We start from the raw sequence: 25,549 nt of genomic DNA on the forward strand, positions 1-25,549 counted from the left end.
AAAATGGAAGCCTGAAGCTCTTTTTCAGGTAAAATGTGAAAATAATTCATAAAATTTTGTAAGAAAATGATTGCGACTTTTTACCGTTAATGATAAAATCCCCATGATAGAGAGGAGTTTATTATGGAATACTTGAAATTGATTGGAATCGTAATCATCGTTCTCGGCTTCGCACTGAAGTTCGATGTACTCGCAACTGTTCTGCTGGCTGGTCTGGTGACAGGAATTGTTGCAGGAATGGATATTCCACATATTCTTTCCATTCTGGGAGAGTCTTTTGTTAGCAATCGTCTGATGTCGATCTTCCTGATTATCTTCCCGGTAATCGCGATTATTGAGCGTTACGGGCTGAAGGAACGTGCGGCATATCTGATAGGAAAAATAAAGAATGCATCCGCAGGAAAGGTGCTGGCAATCTATATGCTTGTTCGTACTGCTGCCAGTGCATTCAATGTGCGTATCGGAGGACATGTTCAGTTTGTCCGTCCGCTGATTCTGCCAATGTCAGAGGCTGCGGCAAAGGTGAGTAAGCAGAGTGACCTGAGTGAAAATGAGGTGGAGGAGCTGAAGGGACATGCGGCAGCTGTGGAAAACTTCGGTAACTTCTTTGCACAGAACTGCTTTGCGGCGGCAAGCGGTGTTGTGCTGATTCAGGGAACACTTTCCATGTACAAGGAGGTTACACTGCCAAGTATTGCGATGGCCAGTATTCCGGTTATGGTTATTACCGTGGTATTTACATTCCTGCAGGTTTTCCTGTTTGACCGTAAGGTAAAAAAGGCAGGTGCTCGTCATGACTGATTTTCTGACTAATATCGCTCCGGAAATATTTTATGCATTATGCGGACTGGTTTGTCTGGATGCCGGCTGGCGGGCATTCCGGAAGAATGATAAGGCAAAATACGGGACAGCGCTGTTCTGGGTGCTTGTCGGTGTGATCTTCATCCTTGGAAAATGGATTCCGAGTACGATTACCGGAGGAATCCTTGTGGTTATGGGGATTTTAACGGTTAGCGGGCAGGTACGTATCGGTACCTTCCGGGATGTCAGTGTTGAGGAAAAGGAAAAAGAAAGCAGACGGATCAAAAGCTGGATATTCCTTCCGGCCGTGACAGTTGGTCTGATGGCGCTGGTGATGTCGTTTGTCAGAATCGACGGCGCTGCGCTGGATGGTGCCGTTATGGTTGGAATCGCCTGTCTGGTATCCTTTGTTCTGGCGGTTATCATCTGCCGTCCAAAGGTAAATGAAACGCGTGAAAATACAACCAAGCAGCTGATGCAGGTCGGTGCATCCTGTCTTTTGCCACAGCTTTTGGGAGCTTTGGGTACCCTGTTTACCGAAGCCGGTGTCGGTGATGTGATTTCCACAATGATATCCAGTGTCGTACCAAGCGGCAATATTCTGATCGGAGTCATTATCTACTGCCTTGGCATGGTAATATTCACGATGATTATGGGAAATGCATTTGCGGCATTCTCTGTCATTACTCTGGGAATCGGTATTCCCTTTGTCATTGCACAGGGCGGAAATCCGGTTGTTGTCGGAGCACTTGGTATGACCTGCGGATTTTGTGGTACCTTATTAACACCGATGGCTGCCAATTTCAATATTGTGCCAACGGCTGTTTTGGAAACAAGAAATAAATGGACTGTCATTCGGGCACAGGCACCGATGGCATTCGCAATGATCGTCGTACACATCGTACTGATGCTGTTGCTGGCGTTCTAGGAAAGGAAGCTGTTTATGAAAATATTAGTGACCGGATTTGATCCGTTTGGCGGAGAACCGATAAATCCCGCTATTGAGTCAGTGAAGCTGCTGCCAGCTACGATAGAGGGCGCAGAGATTATCAAGTTGGAAATACCTACTGTCGTTCATAAGTCTTTGCAGGTGATTCGTGAAGCTATTCAGAAGCATGATCCGGATATGATTCTATCGATCGGACAGGCAGGTGGCCGCAGTGATCTTACCGTGGAGCGTGTCGGTATCAATATCGATGACTGCCGTATCACGGACAATGAAGGCAATCAGCCCATTGATGAGCCTGTGTTTGCGGATGGTGATGCTGCCTATTTCTCCAACCTGCCAATCAAGGCAATGGTGAATGAGATACGCAAAAACAAGATACCTGCCTCTATATCAAACAGTGCGGGAACCTTTGTATGCAACCATGTGCTTTATGGTGTGCGCTATATGATTGAAAAGGAATTTGCCGGCAAGAAAAGCGGATTTATCCATATTCCGTATCTTCCACAGCAGGTGGTGGACAAGCCGGGACAGCCGAGCATGGCGCTGGAGGTTATCGTTAAGGGGTTAACCTGTGCTATTTCCGCAATGATTCATAATGAAGCGGATGTCAAAACGACAGGAGGCACCATCTGTTAGAATGAAGCTGTTCGTTTATGGATCCCTGCGAATGGGATTGTATAATTATGAGCTTTATTTGAAGGGGAAGAGTCGGTTTTTAGGCTATGGCTATGTCATTGGGGAACTGTATTCCCTAAAGGAACGCTCATACCCGGCACTGCTTCCGGGGAATTCCAGAATTCTTGGAGAAATCTATGAGGTGGATGAAGCGGCAGCCCGTGCGGTTGATGCACTGGAGGAATATGTGCCTGGTAGTTCGGAAAATGAATATGAGAAAATAAACACGCAGATACTGGACGAACAGGGCACACAGCTGGATATATTGCCTGTCTACTGGTATCATGTGGAGAGGCCGGGGAACCGCGAGCTTTTGGATGAAATTATACAGGAGCATGATTTTACAGCCTATTGCAAGGCAAAAGCAAACTAATACAGGAAGCCGTACTGTAATCTGTGCAGGCGGCTTTTTTGTGTTACAAGCTCGTCTGGGTGAATATACAGATGCGCTTAAAATCGTCGATAGGGATGTGTGAAATAAAATCCAGTTTGTGATGAAATCAGTAAATTGAAACAACTGTTAGGCAATGCCTGCGCCTGCGCTCAAAGCGTGGGAGAAAAGAGGGAGTTTAAACATATGGTTCCTATCCGGATATGCGTGGGAATGATGATAGAATGTGAAAGGAAGCTGCCAATTATGGTTTTATAGTTTGTTTCATGATGATATGCGAAAGCGAATCGATATTGAGAGGATTGAATTTTATGTGATACACAAACATTTGTATGTGTCACTGGATGGTTTATGATAGAATGTATAGAGATGTAGGTGTGCTGTTTTCTTTATAGAAAATAAGAAAAGGCTACATTCATTATTTAAATACATTGAATAAACAGGAGGGGTAAGGAATGAAATATGCTGTAAGCAGCTGCTTGCTGGGAGTAAATTGTAAATATAATGGCGGAAATAATGCTTCCTCGGAATTGATCGATTATCTGAAGGAGCATGAGGTGCTGCAGGTGTGTCCCGAGGTGCTGGGTGGTCTTCCTACTCCAAGAGCTTGTGCGGAGATATCGGGGGAGTACATCATGAATACAGAAGGTAAGGATGTAACTGCGCAGTTTAAAAAGGGAGCAGCGCTGGCACTGGCGCAGATACATGAGTTTCAGCCGGATCTGGTCATTTTACAGCCGCGTAGTCCAAGCTGTGGAAAGGGAATCATTTATGATGGAAGCTTTCAAAACCGGTTGGTAGAGGGCGATGGAATGTTTGCACGTTTGCTGCTGGATGAGGGAATCCCGGTAATGACCTGCGGGGAATTTTTGGAAGAAGTGAAGCCGCTTTCTACAAAAGGCTTAGAAATGCATGGAAAACCCATGGGAAAAGCAATTTTTCTCGAAAAAAAACGAATTAAAGATTGTAAGTGGTATCAAAATGGTTTAAAATAGGATATGTAAAAAAGTTGTTTAATAGGAGGAATATAAAATGAAACAAATCACTGTATCTGTTATTGACCCAGTTGGATTACACGCACGTCCGGCAACTGTTGCTGTGAACGCTGCAAGCAAATTCAAATGTGAAGTTAACGTGTCTTTCAAGGGCCGTGAAGTAAACATGAAATCCATCATGGGTGTAATGTCACTGGGAATCCCTACGCAGTCTGAAATTACTATTTCCTGCAATGGTGATGACGAAGATGCTGCAATCGCTGCAATCGAAGAAGTATTGCGCGCTCAGAAAATCATCGGTTAATAAAAGAGAAAGGCTCCGAGCACAGTCCTGCTGATAGACTGTGGACGGAGCTTTTTTTGTATATGAGTATTGGATGGAGGTTTCACTTAAAAAAACAATATACGGCTGTTGTGCGTATGCAGGAATATCATTTCAGGTGAAATGCCGGTATATTTTACCGCATGTATCTTACCTGTATCCTTATTATCGATGAGGACGCAGTCTCTGCCAGAGATTCGAATGTGCTTAAGCCGTATCCATAGGCGGTGTGGAAATACCTGTATTTTACAGAATAGGTGATATGAAGCATCTGAGGGGTTCGACTTCAACTATGATAGCCGGAGACAGAGACATATCCGTATATTCCTGTCAGCACGCCGTTGAAAGGAAGATGTGCATGTTATGCGCTGTTTCATATGAAATCCATCTGTACAATGAAAACTTTCCACAGAGGGTATAAATCGAAAACGGGCTTTTTCAAGTATGTAAAGACGATACTTGCAGGAAAACAGTAGTCGAATAGTCGTTTCATTCCTTATTTTGTATGAAATTCAGATAAAAATCAGATGCAATTCGTGTACAGAATGGCAAAATTTTTAATTTAACTCTTTAAAATGTGGTAATCGCTTACATTCGCTAAACTTTTACAGAAAAAACCATGAGATTATGGTATAATAAAACCAGCAATCAACAGAAAGGAAGATAGTTTATGGTGAAAGATATTTATGAAAAATGGCTGAACCATCCGAATCTGGATCCTTCTTATAAAGAAGTGCTGGAACAGATGGATGAGGGTCAGATCAACGATGCGTTTTATACAACCATCGAATTTGGTACAGCGGGGATGAGAGGTCTGTTGGGACCTGGTACAAACCGTATTAACCTGCATACGATCCGCAAGGCGAATGTCGGCTTTGCAGAATATATCTGCGCAAACGGGGAAGATGCGATGAAGCGGGGGGTAGCCATTGGCTATGATAACCGTCATATGTCAAAGGAATTCGCTATGGATTCCGCTAAGGTGCTTGCGACCTACAACATTGCATCGTATGTGTTTGAAAGTCTTCGCCCGACACCGGAGCTGAGCTTCGCTGTTCGTCATTTTAACTGCTTTGGAGGTATCATGGTTACCGCTTCTCATAATCCGAAGGAATACAACGGATATAAGCTGTATGATGAAAAAGGATGTCAGCTGGTGCCTGCACTGGCACAGCAGGTTATCGACCGAGTAAATGCAGTTGAGGATGAGCTTGCCATCAAGGCAGAGCCTTCCGCTGAACAGGAAAAGCTGATTACCGTGATTGGTAAGGATGTGGATGAAGAGTATTATAAAAATGTACTCAGCATTCAGTTGAATCCGGATATCAATAAGGATGATGTGAAAATAATCTTTACGCCGGAGCATGGAACTGCGAACATTCCTGTGAAGGAAGTGTATACACGTGCAGGCTATCACTTTGTCGCTGTGGAAGAACAGTGTTCTCCGGATCCTGATTTCTCCAATACACCGACACCGAATCCGGAGGAGGCAGGAAGCTACGAGCTTGCGATTGAATATGCGAAGCGAGAGGATGCAGATATTATTCTTGTCTGTGATCCGGATGCCGACCGTATGGGTGTTGGTGTAAAGCATGACGGGGAATACAAGCTACTTACCGGTAATCAGAGTGGTGCTGTATTGATTGAATACATCTTCTCACAGCTGCAGGCGAAGGATCGCATGCCGAACAACCCGGTGATGTTCAATACTGTGGTGACCAGTGATCTGGGAGAAAAAATCGCCACAAAATACGGAGTTGCTACAGAAAAGACACTGACCGGATTTAAGTTTATCGGTGAAAAGGTGGCAAAATACGAAATTACGAATGAGAAACAGTATGTATTCGGATATGAGGAAAGCTATGGCTCTTTGATCAAGCCGTTCGTGCGTGACAAGGATGCTCCGCAGGCATGTCTGATGCTGGCAGAGGCGGCATGCTACTACAAGGCAAAGGGCAAGACTCTGGTGGATGTTCTGTATGATTTGTATGCGGAGCTGGGCTTCTATGAGGAAAGCCAGACATCGCTAAAGCTGGAGGGGCAGGCAGGCGCACAGCGTATTCAGGAAATTCTGGCGACCCTGCGTAAGACTTCAGTGGAAACAATTAACGATGTGAAGGTTATCCGCTTCGAAGACTATAAGGAAAGCAAGATCATTGAAAACGGAAAAGAAGAGGAGCTTTGCGGATTTACAAAATCCGATGTTCTGAAATACTATCTGGAGGATGGCAGCTGGATTGCGATTCGTCCAAGTGGCACTGAGCCGAAATGCAAGTTCTATTACTGTATCAAGGGAACATCACTGGACAATGCTCATGAGAAAACTCTGGCATTCCAGAATGCGATGGCAGAAATGATCAAATAAAAAAAGTGGTGAGTTCGATCATGAACTCACCACTTACTGTTTTATATGAATGTCAGCGATAGCTGTGCAGCAGATAGTTTCGGGTGCTCAGCAATGCGATTGTCAGTATGGTCAATGCTAGTAAAGACAGCAGCATGGTTATCCCTCCTTGTTTGTTAGTTTAAACTAACTATCTTCGTATACAGCATATCGCATTCATCTGTTCCTGTCAAGCTTCCGCATAGAAAAACTTTGAGCTTCAAAGCCTGTATACTATTTGAATCAGGCTATTCGCAAATAGTATACAAATAGGTAAAAAAGTAATGTAACCCATTACAAATTTATGAAAAAGAGAGGAAAACCTATAGGTTTTCGTGTTGAAATAGAGTAAAATATAAGTAGTTACAGACTGGAGGGCTACTCATGAAAAATAAAATTATGGATCGTTATTATAAGGGCTGTGCATTGGATGCTTACGAGCTGTTCGGCGCACACCTGTGTGAAGAACGGGGGAAAAAAGGAGTTCGCTTCACGGTGTATGCACCGCATGCGCAAGGCATTCAGGTCATCGGCTCTTTTGATGACTGGAGCTGCAAGGGACACCAGATGCGCCGCAAGGATGATAAGGGAATCTGGTCACTGTTTGTGGCAGAAGCCAAAGAAGGCGATATGTATAAGTATCGGGTGACACAGGCTACCGGACGTATTGTCGATAAGATGGACCCGTATGCATTTTATTCCGAGCTGCGTCCCAATACGGCCAGCATCGTTACAAATCTGGATTATAAGAAATGGAGCGATGAGAAATGGCTTGCGCAGCGTACGAAAAATTTTGATAAACCGGTGAATATTTATGAAATGCATCTGGGCTCCTGGAAAAAGGATGAAGATCAGGAGTGGGTGAATTATAAGGATATTGCGAAGGAATTGATTGCGTATGTGAAAGAAAACAATTTTACACATATTGAACTGATGCCGCTGAATGAGTATCCGTTTGACGGTTCCTGGGGCTATCAGTGCAGCGGGTATTTCAGCGCAACAAGTCGCTATGGAAGTGCACAGGAGCTGATGTATCTGATCAATGCATGTCACCGTGCCAATATCGGAATCATTATGGATTTCGTGCCTGTTCATTTCGTGCGTGATGATTTCTCCCTGTCATATTTTGACGGGACACCGCTGTATGAATATGAGAAGGCATGCGATGCGGATTCTCAATGGGGAACGGCGAACTTCAATCTCTGGAGAGAAGAGGTGCGCAGCTTCCTGATGTCGGCGGCTGCCTTCTGGATTGATAAGTATCACGTGGATGGTCTGAGAATGGATGCCATCAGCAATATCATACACTGGCATGGAAACAAGGACCTGGGAGAAAATGAAGGTGCCCTGCATTTCATTAAGCGGATGAATTATCATTTGTCTGAGGCATATAAAGGTGTCATGCTGATTGCGGAGGATTCCAGTGATTTTGCAAATGTGACCAAGGCAACGCAGGATGGCGGACTGGGCTTTGATTATAAATGGGATCTGGGATGGATGAATGATACCTTGAAGTATCTGGAAAAGGATCCGATCTATCGAAAATGGCATCACAATAATATCACCTTCTCCATGGCTTATTTCTATTCCGAACGCTTTATTATGGAGTTTTCCCATGATGAGGTTGTACATGGAAAGAAAACCATCGTCGATAAGATATGGGGAAGCTATGAGGAAAAGTTCGCCCAGCTGCGGACCCTGTATTTATACATGTTTACACATCCGGGCAAGAAGCTCAATTTTATGGGAAATGAACTGGCGCATTTCCGTGAATGGGATGAAGAAAAGCAGTGCGACTGGGATTTGTTAAAATATCCGATGCATGATGCATTTCACAGGTATTTTGCGAAGCTTGGCGAGCTGTATAGTAAGACACCGGCATTGTATGAAACAGAATATGACTGGACCTCCTTTCAGTGGATTGATGCGGACAATGCGGATGAAAATATGTTCAGCTACCTTCGTAAAAATGAAAACAGCTATTACATCGTCATTCTGAATTTCTCTCCAAATGCCTATAAGAAGCATGCGTTCGGTGTTCCGGAAAAGGGTGTGTATCATGAGCTACTGAATACGGAACAGGATATCTGGGGCGGAGAGATCACGGAGCTTGGAAAAATGAAGGCTGTTGAAAAGGAATGTAACAAGCTGCCGTATACCATCGAGGTGGATGTGCCTGCGTTCGGCGGTGTGCTGCTGGAATTGAAAAAGCGTAAGAAACCTGTCAAAAAAGCCGTAAAATAAATGTTTGCAGCGGCAGTCAAGGAAAAAGAGTTGTCGGTATGCGGGGAAATGTGTATAATGATTATCAGGTAAGCATTGACCTTACGAAAGGCAGGGAATAAAGTGAAAGCAGTTGTAGTAGGCAGCGGAAGCTGGGGCACCGGATTGGCCCAGGTTCTTTGTGATAATAATGAAGATGTGATGATATATGGAAATTGCGAGAGCGAAATACGGGATATCAATGAAAATCATCAGAATGCAAAATATTTTGCTGGAGTGGAGTTGAATCCGGCGCTTAAGGCAACGACTGATATCCAGGTTGTAAAGGATGCGGATGTGATCGTTTTAAGTATACCGACGATTGCTGTGGAAAGCGTTTGTAAAGAAATTGATGCTTTGCTGGATCATAAGGTTGTTGTTGTTAATACATCCAAAGGATTTCATCCGGAGACCTTTGATCGAATGTCGGATGTCATTCGCAGAAATATAAGTGCTGAGCATCTCAGCAGCGTGGTTTCACTGATTGGTCCAAGTCATGCGGAGGAGGTTGTCATCCGTATGCTGACAACGATCTGTGCGGTATCGCAGAAGGAAGCCGATGCACAGAAAATTCAAAAGCTCTTTTCCAATGATTATCTGCGTATTTATACCGGTACAGATGAAATAGGAAGTGAAATCGGGGTTGCAGTGAAAAATGCCATTGCACTGGCAAGTGGTGTCTTGTATGGTCTTGGATATGGTGATAATACACGGGCAGCTTTGATTACCCGCGGTCTGATGGAAATGACGCGGTACGGTGTTGCCTTGGGCGGTAAAAAGGAAACCTTCATGGGGCTGACAGGTATCGGAGATTTGATTGTGACCTGTACAAGTAAGCATTCCAGAAATTTTCAGGCAGGGTATGATATCGGCAAGCATAACAGTGCAAAGTATTTCTGGGATAATAATACGAAAACCGTGGAGGGTGTCAGAACAGCGAAGGCGGTGCATGAAAATGCAAAGCGTCTGGGTATCGATATGCCGATTGTCAATGAAATATATCAGGTGCTGTTTGAGGATAAAAATCCCGAGGATTCCGCAAGGGATCTAATGCTTCGTGATTTGAAGTCTGAGATAAATTTTTAAAAATTAATAGTTATTAAGTATAAGTCTACATAACTTAAGATATATTAAGAAGTGTAGACTTTTTTTTATGTTAGAATGAGACCAGGTGATGATGATGAGGAAACGAAACAAACGAAAGTACCATTTGCGGATAGCTGCTGTCATGATTCTGCTTCTTGCGATTACGAATACAGCAACCTATCGAATTACGGAACAATATATACAGGGTAAAGAGAATGTGAAAGAAATCGCCTATAAAGGCAGTAATACAGTAAGCATCAAAAATGTTACAAAAAAATTGAATCCTGCGTCATTCAAAATTGATCGTCAGCTGGTGAAACAGATAAAGAATGTTATGATTATAGCGCATCCGGATGATGAAACACTATGGGCCGGAGATCATATAATGAAAGACAGATATCTGATAATTTGTCTGACAAATGGGAATAACAAAATCAGGAAAAAGGAATTTGAAAAGGCAATGGAACTGACTGGAAATTATGGTATTATTCTTAACTATCCCGATAATCCAAAGCACGTGAAAAACAACTGGAAAAAAGTTAAGGATCCAATACGTAATGATATTGATTATGTTCTTAATTATAAAAAGTGGGATTCGATTGTCACACATAATCCGGATGGTGAATACGGTCATATTCAACATAAATTCACAAGTATGATTGTAACCAATGAATGTGTAAAGCTGGGACTTACGGGTAAGCTGGAATACTTCGGAAAATTTTATAAAACAAATTACCTGCTGAATCATACGATACCGGGTGCCTTAGATTTGCAGGATGCGCAGGCAAAGGAAAATTTAATGAGTGAGGTTTATCTCTCGCAGGGATATGCACACAGAATTTTTGATCATATGGTGCCATATGAAAAATTTATCCGATACAAGGATTGGTATTTTGGCTTTTGATGCAGTTCAGAAATTAAATTAGAGTCAGAACAAAAGCGTATATACATAGGTTCTGACTTTTTGTATAAATAGTAAATATAGTTAGCGAAAAATGAATATTAAAGAAAGTTTTATATAAAGTTGATATTATGGATAGGATTGCGCTATAATAGCTATGTATGTATGAAAGGGGATTTAAATGAGAAAGATTGGTATCAGCATTCTGGTGTTATTTCTGGCGCTGGGTATGAATATAGCTTCACCATTTCAGAAAAACGTTATTCAGGCGGCAGAAAATACTGGATTTGAAATACATACGATCAGCGTAGGGAATGCAGATGCAACGTTGATCCGGTGCGGGGGACAGACAATGCTGGTTGATGCCGGTTATTCTACGGAAGCAGAAGAAAAAGGGAACAGCTTCAAAAATCCGTTAAGCAGTTACCTTATGGGAAACAATAAGGTTAGCAAAGAGCAGTCGGATGCGTTCCGGAATAATGTGAAGCAGCTGATTGCTGAAAATCCGGATAACACTGTCACAAAATATCTGGAGTCACAGGGGATTCAAACCGTGAATACGCAGGAAGGATCTGCGGATAAAGGCAAATCTGGGCTGGATGTCATGATTGCAACACATCCACATTACGACCATATCGGTGGGTTCATTCCTGTTATGAATCGCTATTTTGGCGTAAATACAAGAATGTTTTGGGGTGCTCCATTTGAAACAGATTCCTATTATGAAGCATACCAGTCTGAATTAATGGATGCTCAGCTTGCACGCGAGGATGATGGACTTGTTGATCCATTTATGAGCTTCGGCGAACCTCGTGCAGGAGATTACTTTATGCTGGGAGAAGGTGATGAGCAGGCGCGTGTATTGTTTCTGACATCTGCCGATCCAGCGGAAGGTACCAGTATTGATGCAATAAACAATAGCTCATTAGTGATAAGAATTGACTATAAGAATACTTCATTTTTATTAACCGGCGATTTGCAGCGGGAAGGTCAGAAAAAACTGATTGCCAGTGCTCCTGCTTTGCTAACACAGCTTCAGGAGATGGCCAAAAGAGATGATAATCTAAAGGATTTGCTGCAATGTAAAAATATTCTACAGGTTGATTACCTAAAGCTTCCGCATCATGGCTATCTGAACTTAGGCGATTTACCAGATGATTCGGAGGTTTCCGGGAATTATGAATTCTTCGAACAGGTAAAGTCGAGTATTGCAGTAGCTTCAACGAATGGAAGGACAGGCAATAACCTGAATGCTTTGCCGGCAGAAAGAACACGGCGTGATCTCTCATATGCAGATATTTATTCAACAGCAGATAATGGAACCATTGTTGTGAAAAGCGATGGAAATCATTTAACTACTTCCGCAAAACCAATGGAAAAAATATACAAGGCACAGACTCCGCAAAACCTGAAGGTTGATGTGCAGGAAGACCAGGTGCTGCTAAGCTGGAGTCCGGTAGCACGTCCAACAGAATATCGTGTATATTATCAGACAGATGACTCCAAAGCATGGCATTGGCTGTCATGTCAGCAGGATACCACCTATACATTCAAAAAAGGAAAGCCAGGGAAAGCGTACCGTTTTGTAGTAAGAACAGCAGATAAATATAAAGAAGGATGGCGGTTTAGCACTGCTGCTTATTCACAGGAATTTACGTATCCGGGCAAAACAGAAGGGTTTTATCAGCTATCCAGAAGGGTTAAGGTTTTCTCTTCACCGAACGCTTCGAAGTATTACCGCTATGATCCATTCAAAAAGAAATGGCTTGGCAGTATGAAAAATTATAACAATAAGCCTTTATTGCTTACAAGAGAATATGTCAATGATGAAGGAACATCATACTGGTCAGCTTATTATAATGGAAAATGGATAGGCTATGTAAACTCCTATGCACTAAAAAACAATGTGACAAAAGACACCTATTTTGGCTGGGGATCCAACAATACTAGGAAATTCAATACACCAAACCCGCAGAAATACTGGCTTTACAATGCTCCTTCCAATAAATGGGTAAGACGCATGACGAAATATAAGAATCAGAATTTTACTATAAAGCGCTCTCTGGCCAGACCAGATGGAAGCTTGTATTATTCCTGTTACAGCAAAGGCAAATGGATTGGGTACATAAACAGCTGGGGGTTCCAGAATCAGTAAATAAATAAGAATGGCTTTTGTTTTAGGTTTTTACCTGATTGTAGTTAATTACAGAGATTGGAGAATTCAATACTATTGTATTTATCAATAGATTTGAATTCTTTTTTTTGCGAATACCCTGAAGTAAGAAAAATTCAGATATTATCTTCCAGGTGTATTCATATTAACCTTTGAATACAGCAGTATGCTTTATAAGCGTTTTTAATAAGGATAGAATAAAAGAGAGATTATCGTGAATACTGGATGAAAAGCACATAATCTACGTTTTTATGGAATTATTATGTTAAAAAACAGAAAAATGAAAAACATCTAGTTTATAGATATCATTTGTAGTATAATCAATATGATTTCTTGTGAAATTCAAAGGAGTTAGGTCTATGTTTAAAAGTATAAGGTATGTATTAAATGAAAATTTCTCTAATCTGTACCGTATTTTCTGTATAGCGAAATATGAATTACTGGCAGATATGCGCGATTCCAAGTTCGGAATATTCTGGAATTTTGCATCCCCGGCAATTCAGGTATTTACATACTGGTTGATATTCGGTGTCGCATGGCAGAAGCAACCAATCGGTAAGATTGATTATCTTCCATGGCTGGTCGTAGGCTATGCGGCATGGTGGTTTGTGCAGCCCTGTATTCAGAACGGCTGTAGTGCTGTTTTTTCAAAAACAAATGTAATAACGAAAATGAAATTCCCAGTCAGTGTTCTGCCGGCTACCATTTGTGCAAAAGAATTTTTTAACCATGGTTGTATGCTTCTAATAGCATTTGTAACACTGGCGATTCATGGATTTTTTCCGAATATCTATTGGTTTGGTTTGCTTTATTATGCGTTATGTGCATTTGCATTTGTTGAAGCCGTTTCGCTGATTTTATCTGTTTTAACTATGCTCTGGCGAGATATTCGTAAGCTGATTACATCACTGATGCGGATGCTGATGTATTTTTCTCCCGTTATCTGGGAATGTCATTTTGGTAATCATGTTCCCTATCATGAACTCTTGAATAAAATTATGAAACTGAATCCTGTATATTATATCGTTAATGGATATCGCGATTCTATATTCTACAATAAAACATTTTTGGATCATCCGGCTCAGACCCTTTATTTCTGGGCAGTCGTTATAATCTTATTTGTGATCGGGTGTGCCCTTATGTATAAATTTAAACGTAAGTTTATTGATATGATTTAGCAGGAGGTGTATATGGTAAAGAGTATATATGACAGCAGTGCCAATGCTGTAGAAATGAGAAATGTTTCTAAAATTTATAAACTAAAGAAAAAAGATGGTAAGAAAAGTGAAAATGAACGTTTTTTTGCTTTAAAGGATATTACATTGAATATACCAAAAGGTGACGTTGTTGGTATCCTTGGTACCAATGGCTCCGGTAAATCTACCCTTTCTGTTATTCTTTCCGGTATTTCCGATATCGATGGCGGAGAAATGGAAATCAATGGGGAACAGGCACTGATTTCTATAAACACAGGACTAAACAACCAGTTGACTGGACTGGAAAATATTAATGTTAAGGGTGCGTTACTTGGACTTACGAAGAAGCGGATACGTGAGATAACAGATGGCGTTATTGAATTTGCAGAACTGGGGGATTTTCTTTATCAGCCGGTGAAAAAATACTCCAGTGGTATGAAGGCCCGTCTTGGCTTTTCTATATCTCTGGCTTTGAATCCGGATATCTTTATTGTTGATGAGGCATTATCTGTTGGTGATAAAGGATTTGCTCAGAAATGTTTGAATCGAATGAAGAAACTGAGGGATGAAGAGGATAAAACGATTTTATTTATCTCACATTCCTTGCCACAGGTCCGTGATTTCTGTAAATCTGGTATATGGATTGAAGGTGGAAAGCTTGTGGAAACCGGTGATATTGATACAATTTGTGATCACTATGCCGCCTATGTAGACAAACTAAACAAATTAAGTGATAAAGAGAAAAAAGCAATGCTGGAAGAGAAGTTTAAGGAGCGTTTGATCATTGATGAAAAAACCTCTCTACTTGACAAGCTGTTTCACAAGCTGTAGAAATAAGGTTATAGGGTATATAAATAAATTTACAAAGGAGAGAGAAAATCATGAAAAAGGTTATTACATATGGTACTTTTGATTTGTTTCATATTGGCCATTTAAATCTTTTGAAAAGGGCTAAGGCTTTAGGAGATTATTTGATTGTGGCAGTAAGCAGTGACGATTTTAATCTGCGTGAAAAGGGCAAGGTCTGTCAAATCAAAGATGTTGACAGAATGGAAATCGTAAAGGCTATTCGCTACGTTGATGAGGTTATTCTTGAAGAAAACTGGGAACAGAAGAAGCTGGATGTACAGAAATATGATATTGATGTTTTTGTTATGGGAGATGACTGGGAAGGGAAATTTGATTTCCTGAAGGAATATTGTGAGGTTGTTTATCTGCCAAGAACGGAAGGCATATCTTCCACTATGATCAAGAGTGAATTGAAGCAGAAGTAGTGAGGAGGAGAAAAATGTCAGCGAAATATAAAGTAAGTGTCATTATACCGATATACAATGTCGCAGAGTATCTGGAGGAATGTCTTGAATCCATGGTTCGCCAGACAATCGATAGTCTGGAGGTCATCATGGTTGATGACGGCTCTACGGATATCAGTGGAGTGATTGCTCAGGAATATGCAAAGAACTATGACAATTTTTTCTATTATCTGAAGGAAAACGGGGGATTGGGAAACGCCCGAAACTATGGTATACAGTTTGTTCACGGTGACTATATTATCTTCCTTGATTCTGATGATATTGTGCCGGATGGCGCATATGAAGCAATGTACAAAAAGGCTGTAGAAACAGGGAATGATATGGTTGTCGGTGATGTACAGCGTTTTAATTCCAGAAAAATATATAATTCCGGACTTCATAGAAAAGCATTCCGTGATGCCTATGATAAGACAAGCATTTTAGATACTCCGCAGTTGATATATGATACCACTTCCTGGAATAAATTGATTAAATTCAGCTTTTGGAAGGAACATGATTTTAAATTTCCTGAGAAGATTTTATATGAAGATATTCCAGTGACGATGCCACTGCATTTTTATGCAAATGCGGTTTCCGTATTGAATGAAATCGTATACTTATGGCGTGAACGTGATGGAGCGAATAAATCGATTACACAAAACCGTACAGAAATGAAAAACTTCACGGACCGAGTGAAAATCATGCATATGGTTGATGATTTTTATAATGCACATGTAAGTGATGATCATGCGCTTTATATGAAGGATTACAAATGGATGTCTGTTGATTTAAAGCTTTATATACAAGAAATGCTGACAGCTGATGATGAATTTATCGATTATGCGATGGATGTAATCCGTGAATATATGAAGGATTTTCGAAAAGATTCTTTTCAGGATTTACAGGCAATCGACCGCATGAAATATCATCTGATAGAAACAGGAAATAAGAAGCGGCTTTTGGAATTGCTGGCTTATGAAAAGGGTGCTTATCGTACACTGAAAATCAAAAGAAAAAAAGTAAATGGCGAAATGCATTATATCGGAGACTTTCCTTTTCATGATTTCCCTGAAGAATATTATGATATGACAAAAGAGCTTCGCCTGTATCCGGAGACAAGGTCTCTGCAGCAGGTTTACTGGAATGACAATAAGCTGATAGTAAAGGGATATTCCTTTATTCAACGATTAACCTGCTCAAGCAAACATGCACAGCAGCTGAAGGCTAACCTATTGAATGTCGCAACAAGAGAATCTGTATCTGTGCCATTAACTGTATGCAAGGCCAATGGTGTTCGCGGAAGGCATGGATTAAAGGTTGATAAAAGCAACCGTAAAGCGCGTTATTATAATTATAAATGGAGCGGCTTTGAAATTGAAATTGATTTCAGCAGACCGGAAATACAGAAAATTGCAAACGGTATTCTGAAAGTAGAGCTGCAATATGATCGCGAAGGAATACATACATCCTTTTATGCGGGTGGGCCGGTTTCCGGAAGCGATGCACGTCCCAAATATCTGAATGTGAAGGATACAAAAGTACTTCCATATTACAATCTGGGGTATGATTTATGTCTGAATTGTGAATCACTTGATGTAAAGGTTCAACAGCTTACTGTTACTGATCATGAATTAATAGTGAAGACGCAGTTGTCAAAAGAAACATTGATATGCAAAAGTGACGATGCTGTGAATGAATTAAAAGTCAAGCAAGAAAATGATATGCAGAGCGCTGTGCTTGATCTGAATGCTTTTCATGCAGACCACGGGGTTATCATGGCAAAGGGCGGCAAGGCATTATCCAGCAATGATTTGCGTTTAAGTCGTTATGCATTCACGGCTGATCAACTGATTCGCGTATATAGTGATGATGCCGGATATATGAACCTTGCAGGGGAACCGCATCGTTCTGTTTTGACAAGACTATATTGGGCAGAAGAACAGATTGGTATGGAAGTAGAAACCAGACTGAGTAATGCAGATAAGCTGAAAACTGCGTATTTTGAATTGAAGGGCGAAAGCAGTAGCTTGACTATGCCACCGGTTACTGGAAAAATTTATGTTCAGGGAAGCTCTGTAACAGCAGCTGCTATTATTCCGATATGTGATGATGCTTTCACAAAGAACATGGTGGCGGATAAATGGAAAACGTACATTATTTATGAATTTGAAGATGGTTCCGTACAAAAGCACACCATTGCGGCTGATGCGGTAGCGCAGCTGTCCAGAAAACCATATAAGGATTATTACTATAGTGTATATCCAAACATGGATCTGGTTATGATTGTAAAGGTCACAAGAAAATGGAAATGGTATGAGAGTAATAAGCTGCGACGCAAGTTTGTGGAATTATTCATATATCCAATGCTGAGAATGCTGCCGGTACGTAAAAAAAGAATTGTATTTGAAGGCTGGTGGGGACAAAAGTTCCACTGTAATCCGAAGGCGTTTTATAAATACATGGATAAAGAACATCCGGATTATACCTGCATATGGTCTCTTGTAGATGAAAGAACACCAATTGAGGGAAATGGAATTCGCGTACGTAGAAAGAGTCTGCGTTACCACTATTATATGGCTACATCAAAATACTTTGTGAATAATGTAAACTTTATGGAGTCCTTTAAAAAGCGGAAAAAACAGGTAGAAGTGCAGACCATGCATGGGACACCATTGAAAACACTTGGATTGGATGTTCCAGGAGAGCTTCCTACAGAAGAGGCACGTCAGAAATTTATTAAAAAATGCAGCCGCTGGGATTACCTGGTTGTGCAGAGCAGCAAGGCAGAGAGCATTACATCCAGCTGCTATGCATTTAAGAAAGAATTTCTGAAAACAGGATACCCTAGGAATGATGTGCTGTTTGCAAAGAACAATGAAAAGGATATTACTGATATAAAGAAAAAGCTTGGTATTTCACCGGAGAAGAAAGTGATTATGTATGCTCCGACATGGCGTGTACGAAATCAGTTCAATATGAAAATTGATATTAAGGAGTTGAAAAAGCAGATTCAGGATGACTATGTTCTGATGCTGCGTATACATCCTTTTGCAGTTAAAGGTCTGAAGGAAGACCTGCTGGATGAATTTGTAATCAATGTAAGTAACTATCCAAGTGTTGAGGAGCTTTATCTTGCTTCCGATATTGTTATTACAGATTACTCATCTGTAATGTTTGATTATGCAATTTTAAACAGACCAATGCTGTTCTTCACATATGATTTGGAAGATTACAGAGATACTCTGCGTGGATTTAACTTTGATTTTGTCGCAGAGGCACCAGGACCTCTGCTGAAGACTTCCGATGAGGTGATACAGAGTATTGTGAATATTGATAAAGTTGCTCAGGAGCATGACGAGGCTTTGCAGAAATTCCGTAAGAAGTTCTGCGAGTATGAAAAAGGTACGGCATCCGAACAGATTTTTCAAAGGGTTATGCAAAATCAGTAAACATCAGGATAAAGAATGTAATAGCCTGTCGTTTGAAAGTTAGAAGTCAGTGTCTATTGACACTGACTTCTTTATATAATCGTTCAGGCACAATATGTTTAAGGGATGGTCTGTTTATGGTGACTGTGTTAAAATACAGTATAGACAGACAGCTTATAAGAGCAGTAAGGAGATGCGTATGTCAAAAAGTGTAGATGTCAGTGTAATCGTGCCTGTATATAATGTTGAAAAATATATACGCGTTTGTTTGGACACCCTGGTTCATCAGACATTATCCAATATCGAAATTATTGTTGTAAACGATGGAACGAAGGATGATTCACAGAAAATTATAGATGAGTTTTCTTCTCTCTATCCGGATAAAATCATTGCATTGAAAAAAGAAAACGGGGGGCTTTCCGACGCTAGAAACTATGGTTTGGAGCATGCGAGTGGTGCCTATGTTGGATTTGTAGATAGTGATGACTATACAGATATCGAGATGTATCAGAAGCTGTATGAGAAAGCGAAGCAGGAAAACGCGGATATTGTTGTTTGCGGATATTATGGTGTACAGGAACAAAACGGGCAGTTCCGGCATTTTCAAAAAGGAAATCTACAGGAATTTGACAAGAGCCTGCAGGAAAATCCTCGATTGCTGTATATGAACTCTACCTATGCCTGGAACAAGCTGTATCGGCGTGAATTATTTTTAAAGACCGGAATACGGTATCCAAAAGGCTGTCTGTATGAAGATATGGCAGTAACCTGGACTTTATTTTTACATGCGAATAAAATTTCAAAGGTTGATGAACCGTTATACTACTACATACTGAAACGAGAGGGGGCAATCACAGCTACCTACAGCAGTAAGACTTTACAGATGTTTCAGTCTATGGAGCTGGTAAATACATATTACAAAGAGCAAAATGCTTTTAATCAGTACCAGGACATCCTGTGTTTTCTTAATCTGAAGCATATGCTGCTGCGGTTTCAGGATTTTCCGGGGTACCATAATCTGTCTCTTAAAAAAACAATGATCAAAACCGGATTTCAACATATGAACAGGAATTTTAAAAACTGGAAAACAAACAGTATCTTTTTTGAGGATGTATATAAGAACCGTAAAATCAAGTATATGGTTCCATATAAAGCTTTCTGGTATTTGTTTATGTTTGTACCCAAAAGTGCACTCACCTGTATGAAGACTGTTAAAAAAACGGTCAGTAAACTTAAGCGACTGGTGAGCAAGCGTTCCTATATTACACGGTATGCCTATCACGCATATTGTAAAAAGCATCCGGTGATAAAGGGACAGGTGCTGATCGAATCCTTTCAGGGAAAAACCGTTTCAGATTCACCCTTCTATATCGCACAGCAGCTTCAGCAGCAGGTTGATAAAATATACATTGCAACAACTGAAAAAAATAGGCAGGAGCATAAACAGCTGCTGAAGGAGCACGGACTGGAGACTGCCATACTCGTTCCTGTATATAGCAAAGCATATCAAATGGCTCTGGCAACCAGTGAAATTCTAGTTAATAATGTTACATTTCCACCATACTTTATCAGAAGAGATGAACAGGTGTATCTGAATACCTGGCATGGAACACCATGGAAAACATTAGGTAAGAAAATGAAAAACGGTATCCAGGATATGAGTAATATACAACGTAACTTTCTGCAAAGCAGTATGCTTCTGTTTCCAAATGTATTTACCAAACAGAGGATGATAGAAGACTATAATTTGACAAATTTATTTACCGGGCTATCCTATACAGCAGAATATCCCCGTAATCTTGTATTTCATGAGCATGAGAAAACGATAGCTATTAAAAAACGGTATGGTTCGGAGAAACTGGAAATGATAGCTTATATGCCCACATGGAGAGGTTTGACAAGCACTGCATTGGAAATAGCGGGCTATGCCGAAGAACTGAAAAAGATATTACAGGTATTGGATGAAACGCTGAATGACGATCAGATGCTTTATGTCAATCTGCATTCTCTTGTAAAGGATGTGATACCGATTCAAGGCTATCAGCATATATGCTCCTTTCCTGAGGGCGTAGATAATTATGAGTTTCTGATGGGCTGCGATATGCTGATAACAGATTATTCCAGTGTACTATTTGACTTTGCACTGACAAAAAGACCTGTCATATTATTTGTTTATGATGCTGAAGAATATGCCAGAGATCGTGGTATGTATTTTTCCGTTCAAGATCTTCCATTTGTAAAGGCGGAAACATTAAAACAGCTTCAGGAATATATTACGAAGCAGAAATCGGTGGAAATCAGCAAAGCTGCATGGAATGCATATGCAGATGTATTTGTATCCAAAGCTGCTTTTGATCCTGCAGTATGCCTGAAGAAGGTTCCTGTGGATTCCATTACAGATTATGCTGATAATAAGAATAAAGAGCGTACAGTGTACTTTATACCGAAAATAAAGAGGCTGCAGGACATCCGATATTTAAAGGAAGCTGCGGAGGATCACAGTGCAATAGCAGTTTTGGATCGTCAGGATTTCACTCCGCTTACACAGAAACTGCTGTATCAGGAATTTCATGAATGCCTTGATTATATCGTCATGGATGTTCGTATGCAGTTATCGCCTAAAGAGGAACTTAAGAGACTGCTGCACAGATTTCCCGGGATGGAGGCCTATCGCCGCGAATTCCAACGAATTTTACCAAATATTAAGGTGAAGGAATGCGTTGATTTTAAGAAAAGCAGATATACATTCGGTATGAAGAAATATATTGATTCACAGAACAGGAGATGAGGACATGGGATTAAAAAAGCTTATTCTCCATATGGTATTATGGTTTTTTTATCAACTGGCAAAGTGTCTGCCAGTCAGACAAAATCGAATCACCTTTGTAACACTGACTTCGCAAATACTTACAGGTGATTTCAAACTCTTGGATGAAGAACTGAAGCGTTATCCGGATATTGAAATACGTTATATTCTCACAAAGTTTGAAAAGACGATAAAAGGTGATTTATTATATTTCCTAAATTGTATAAAACAGGTATTTCTTATCAATACAAGCAAAGTTGTTATTTTAAACGATAACAATTATGTAGTTTCTCATTTTAAAAGATCGCAGGTCAGGGTGCTTCAGGTATGGCATGCATGCGGTGCTGTAAAGAAATTTGGCAATGAAATTGATAGGCAGTATGAGATAAAAAACTATGATTATGTTCTTTCTACAAGTGATCAGTGGAAACCGGTATATGCGAAAGCATTTGGTGTTAATGAGCATCAGGTGCTGCCGTTAGGAATACCACGAACGGACGCTCTTTTTTCAAAGGAGTGCAGACTGGCATATAGAAATGAGCTACTGGAAAAGTATCCTGAATTGCAGGGTAAGTATGTAATCCTCTATACTCCAACCTTTCGAGGCAATATCATAAAGGGGCTGCGACATGTGGATTTAGATCTTTCATCTCTGATTGAGAAGCTACCGGATCATTATGTTGTTATGTATAAGATGCATCCTTTGCTGCGTGATGTTGACCTTGGAAGTGGTGAGCAGATTCTGAATGTAACAGATGAAGAGCTGAATCATCTATATACGGTAGCAGATTGCCTGATTACGGATTACTCTTCTATTTTGTTTGACTTTTCAATTATGGAGAAAAAGGTCATTCTCTATACGCCTGATCTTGCGGAATATGGAGAAACACTCGGCTTCAACATAGATTTGAAATCCATACCCTTTCCGGTATGTCAGACAGCAGAGAGCCTGACGAAAGAGCTTTGTATAAAAGATTATGATAAGAAATCCATAAAAGCATTTAAGGATATGTATTTTATGTATCAGGATGGAGAAAGTACCAAAAGAGTAAGCAGCTTTATTTATCAACAGCTGAAACAATCATGAGTTATATGCGAAGGAGTAATTGAAGAATTTTCTTCGATTATTCCTTCTTTCATATTATTGGGCCGTTAGGCATCTTAAAAAATATGATGAAATTTAAGAATATTTAAGAAAAAAAAGGAAAGTCGCTATTCATAGAATGATATAATCATAGAGGTTAATAATAGTAAAGAATTAGAGAAAGTTGGAATGCAATGAAAAAAAATGATATACGTTATATGGCAGTATTGGGAATACTCATTGTTCTGATAACAGGTGTTCTCTTTACGCTGCTGCAAAGCAAACAGCTTGTATATGGTTCCATAACGGACTGGCTGAGTCAGCATGTGGCGTTTGCTGAATATTTCCGCGAGAATTTTTATCAAACAGGACAGCTGTATCCAGACTTTTCATTACAGCTTGGAGCTGGTCAGAATATGGCAGAGTTTATTTATTACGGGCTGTTGCGACCGGAGATATTGCTATCCTATGCGTTTCCTATGATCAAGATGTCTACCTACATTATGATCAGCAGTATTGCTCTCACAATCACAAGCACGGAATTGTTTTATTACTGGATAAGGAAACAAAATATTTCGCAACATGCTGCTTTTTTTGCTTCGGTTATTTTTTTATGTGCAGGTCCCATGCTGTTTCATACGCATAAGCATGTGATGTTCATCAACTATATGCCATGGCTTATACTGACATTTATCGGAATTCAACGCTATCTTCAAAAAAGGAAAAGCGCTCTTATGATGATTGGTATTGTACTGATGATTCTGGAAAGCTATTTCTATAGTGTCAGTGCTCTCTTTATGTGCGGTATCTATGCAATATATGAAATCCTGCGAATGCAGAAAAAAATTGATTATCTGGAATCTCTTAAAACTATAGGCAGGCTAATGGGACAAGTGCTTATCGGTGTAGGCATCAGCTGTTTCATTCTCCTTCCAACGGTAATCATGATGTTCAGTCATACCAGAGAAGCAATCCAATCCCCTACACTTATGGAGTTGTTGAAGCCGGACATGGATATCAGCGCACTCACCTATACCGGATTCAGATCCAATGCGTATTCTGCGGGTATGTGTGTGATTGCCTTGGCTGCGGTTGTATATTTTATTTTCAGAAATTCCAAAGAAAAACGAGCTCTGGGTATCATGACTCTACTGATTACTATCCTACCCTTGTTTTGTTATATTTTAAATGGTCTGCAGTATGTACGAGAAAAGTCTTTGATTCCAATGATTCCGCTCATTGGCTATATGATTGCGGAAATGCTGTCTGAAATGGAAAACAAACCATCTCGCAGGCTGCTTTGGATTTTACCGTTTTTATTCCTTCCTTATTTCTTTATTGAATTGGAAAAGCTGAAGCTTCTGTATTTGATAGACGCGTTCTTTTGTTCAGGAATTTTTATATTATATACGGTCACAAGAAAAAAATATATATTTGGTATATATCTGCTGTTTCCTTTGCTTTTAACAATGCCGACAAATAAAGTTGAGAATTTCGTAAAACAGTCTCAACTCTCAAAATTTGAAAATACAGATAAAAAAGCACAGGTGAAAGCTGCGCTGGATCAGGACTCTTCTCTTTATCGCTTTGATGATCTGCATTATGCTTTACGTACATGTAATCAGGTTCTGGATAGCCGAATGTATAAAACATCTCTGTATTCTTCAAATCGAAATCAGGATTACTCCTATTTTACGGACAAGGTGATGGGGATGCCGGGACCAAGCACGAATAATGCAACCGTCACTGCGGAAAAAAATTCTTTCTTTCAGTCACTGATGTCTGTTAAATATCTATATGGTAAGGGTACTGTTCCATTGCATTACAGCATCCTGTCCGGTGATAAAAACGGTTATGTAGCCGTTAATGAGAATGTATTGCCGATGGGGTATGCAACATCGGATTTGTTATCCAAACAGCAATTTCAAGACCTGAAATATCCTTATTCTATGGAAGCTGTATATAACAACGCAGTTGTTGAAAGAGCTGATGTGAAAGAGTGGAAGAGCAGCCTGCAGGAAGTGCAGCTTTCATATAAGCTTTTGCACATGGATGATTCTGTTACTGTAAAGAAGCTTAAAAATGGCTATCAACTGACAGTAAGTAAAAAAAGCACGATAAACTTACGATTGGATCAAAGCATCGACGGGCAATTGCTTATTTTGGATCTGCCGATTACTGAAATTAAAAAGCCGTCGAGAACAGTCGTAGGTATCGAAATTAACGGCATTGTGAATAAGCGCGGATCAAACAGTGATATGTATGGCAACAATAGAAATAATTTTCGTTATGTTCTGGATAGAGACAAGCCATGGAGAGATATCACTTTAAAATTGGAGAAAGGGGCTTATACAATTCAAAATCCCAAGGCATACCTTATGGATGGCAGTGTCTTAACCGAGCGAAATAAGAGCATAGATGCATTAAAAGGTGAGCGCATGTCAGGTAATAATGTATTAAAGGGAGAAATAGACGTTAGAGATGACGGTTATTTTGTAACCTCTATTCCGTTTGATAAGGGATTTACAGTACGTTTGGATAACCAAGAAATAGCATATGAAAAAGTTAATACAGCATTTGTTGGATTTCCAATAAAGAAAGGACATCATACTGTAGAAATTACGTATCAAATGCCAGGAAAAAGCGCTGGAATTATGGTCAGTATACTCTCTTTGCTGATTGCTACAGCACTATATCTGAAACAAAAAGATCCATACAGCGGTGGAACAGATTCGAAGTCTTTCCAATAAAATGTTTGAATATTTTTTGGTGTTTGAAAAAGAAGAATCTCTGAATCTGGAATTA

At 40.2% G+C, this 25,549-nt stretch carries 18 protein-coding genes; all 18 read left to right on the forward strand.

The genetic code is table 11. The features are described from left to right. The first annotated feature begins 123 nt into the window (after window positions 1-123). The 18 genes from ACESPQ_RS01530 to ACESPQ_RS01615 all read left to right on the forward strand — a co-directional run bounded on the left by ACESPQ_RS01530 (window position 124) and on the right by ACESPQ_RS01615 (window position 25,494). Entirely contained in the window at window positions 124-801 is a 678-nt protein-coding gene (locus ACESPQ_RS01530; protein ID WP_002606050.1) for a DUF969 domain-containing protein, read from the forward strand. Further along, complete coding sequence (locus ACESPQ_RS01535; RefSeq protein WP_009270651.1) at window positions 794-1,729, forward strand: DUF979 domain-containing protein; 936 nt, start codon at window positions 794-796, stop codon at window positions 1,727-1,729. Before ACESPQ_RS01530 ends, ACESPQ_RS01535 begins: the two co-directional genes overlap by 8 nt. Before the next feature lie 15 nt (window positions 1,730-1,744). Further along, window positions 1,745-2,386, forward strand: coding sequence for a pyroglutamyl-peptidase I (pcp, locus tag ACESPQ_RS01540; protein WP_002606048.1), 642 nt, complete (start codon window positions 1,745-1,747; stop codon window positions 2,384-2,386). Between the two features lies 1 nt (window position 2,387). Next, on the forward strand, window positions 2,388-2,798 hold the full coding sequence (locus ACESPQ_RS01545) for a gamma-glutamylcyclotransferase family protein (protein ID WP_002606047.1): 411 nt from the start codon (window positions 2,388-2,390) through the stop codon (window positions 2,796-2,798). Window positions 2,799-3,271: 473 nt separating this feature from the next. Continuing rightward, window positions 3,272-3,811 carry a DUF523 domain-containing protein gene (locus ACESPQ_RS01550; protein ID WP_257379037.1) on the forward strand — a complete coding sequence of 180 codons (540 nt, stop codon included), beginning with the start codon at window positions 3,272-3,274 and terminating at the stop codon, window positions 3,809-3,811. A 37-nt stretch (window positions 3,812-3,848) separates the two neighbouring features. Beyond that, window positions 3,849-4,115, forward strand: a complete 267-nt coding sequence (locus ACESPQ_RS01555) for a phosphocarrier protein HPr (RefSeq protein WP_002606045.1) — start codon at window positions 3,849-3,851, stop codon at window positions 4,113-4,115. Window positions 4,116-4,803: 688 nt separating this feature from the next. Beyond that, window positions 4,804-6,498, forward strand: a complete 1,695-nt coding sequence (locus ACESPQ_RS01560; protein WP_257345077.1) for a phospho-sugar mutase — start codon at window positions 4,804-4,806, stop codon at window positions 6,496-6,498. Window positions 6,499-6,900: 402 nt separating this feature from the next. Then, window positions 6,901-8,760: a 1,4-alpha-glucan branching protein GlgB gene (gene glgB / locus ACESPQ_RS01565; RefSeq protein WP_002606043.1), complete on the forward strand. Its 1,860-nt coding sequence runs from the start codon at window positions 6,901-6,903 to the stop codon at window positions 8,758-8,760. A 102-nt stretch (window positions 8,761-8,862) separates the two neighbouring features. Beyond that, the gene (locus tag ACESPQ_RS01570; RefSeq protein ID WP_008816550.1) at window positions 8,863-9,864 is read left to right on the forward strand and encodes an NAD(P)H-dependent glycerol-3-phosphate dehydrogenase; all 1,002 of its coding nucleotides are present in this window, start codon (window positions 8,863-8,865) and stop codon (window positions 9,862-9,864) included. An 88-nt stretch (window positions 9,865-9,952) separates the two neighbouring features. Beyond that, window positions 9,953-10,768, forward strand: coding sequence for a PIG-L family deacetylase (locus ACESPQ_RS01575; protein WP_373143804.1), 816 nt, complete (start codon window positions 9,953-9,955; stop codon window positions 10,766-10,768). 178 nt (window positions 10,769-10,946) lie between these two features. Beyond that, entirely contained in the window at window positions 10,947-12,920 is a 1,974-nt protein-coding gene (locus tag ACESPQ_RS01580; protein ID WP_257270730.1) for an MBL fold metallo-hydrolase, read from the forward strand. Window positions 12,921-13,297: 377 nt separating this feature from the next. Beyond that, window positions 13,298-14,116, forward strand: a complete 819-nt coding sequence (locus tag ACESPQ_RS01585; protein ID WP_002606037.1) for an ABC transporter permease — start codon at window positions 13,298-13,300, stop codon at window positions 14,114-14,116. 12 nt (window positions 14,117-14,128) lie between these two features. Continuing rightward, window positions 14,129-14,965 carry an ABC transporter ATP-binding protein gene (locus ACESPQ_RS01590; protein WP_002606036.1) on the forward strand — a complete coding sequence of 279 codons (837 nt, stop codon included), beginning with the start codon at window positions 14,129-14,131 and terminating at the stop codon, window positions 14,963-14,965. A 50-nt stretch (window positions 14,966-15,015) separates the two neighbouring features. Then, a complete protein-coding gene (gene tagD / locus ACESPQ_RS01595) occupies window positions 15,016-15,408 on the forward strand; it encodes a glycerol-3-phosphate cytidylyltransferase (protein WP_373143806.1) in 393 nt (130 codons plus the stop codon). Between the two features lie 14 nt (window positions 15,409-15,422). Beyond that, window positions 15,423-18,875 carry a bifunctional glycosyltransferase/CDP-glycerol:glycerophosphate glycerophosphotransferase gene (locus ACESPQ_RS01600; protein ID WP_373143808.1) on the forward strand — a complete coding sequence of 1,151 codons (3,453 nt, stop codon included), beginning with the start codon at window positions 15,423-15,425 and terminating at the stop codon, window positions 18,873-18,875. 178 nt (window positions 18,876-19,053) lie between these two features. Beyond that, window positions 19,054-21,642 (forward strand): bifunctional glycosyltransferase/CDP-glycerol:glycerophosphate glycerophosphotransferase, encoded by a 2,589-nt coding sequence (locus ACESPQ_RS01605; RefSeq protein WP_257376865.1) that lies wholly within the window; start codon window positions 19,054-19,056, stop codon window positions 21,640-21,642. A 4-nt stretch (window positions 21,643-21,646) separates the two neighbouring features. Then, entirely contained in the window at window positions 21,647-22,747 is a 1,101-nt protein-coding gene (locus ACESPQ_RS01610; protein ID WP_002606032.1) for a CDP-glycerol--glycerophosphate glycerophosphotransferase, read from the forward strand. A 215-nt stretch (window positions 22,748-22,962) separates the two neighbouring features. Beyond that, window positions 22,963-25,494 carry a YfhO family protein gene (locus ACESPQ_RS01615; RefSeq protein ID WP_257270763.1) on the forward strand — a complete coding sequence of 844 codons (2,532 nt, stop codon included), beginning with the start codon at window positions 22,963-22,965 and terminating at the stop codon, window positions 25,492-25,494. Window positions 25,495-25,549: the final 55 nt, after the last annotated feature.

This window comes from Clostridium sp. HGF2, assembly GCF_964240115.1.
GTDB classification, from domain to species: domain Bacteria; phylum Bacillota_I; class Bacilli_A; order Erysipelotrichales; family Erysipelotrichaceae; genus Clostridium_AQ; species Clostridium_AQ innocuum.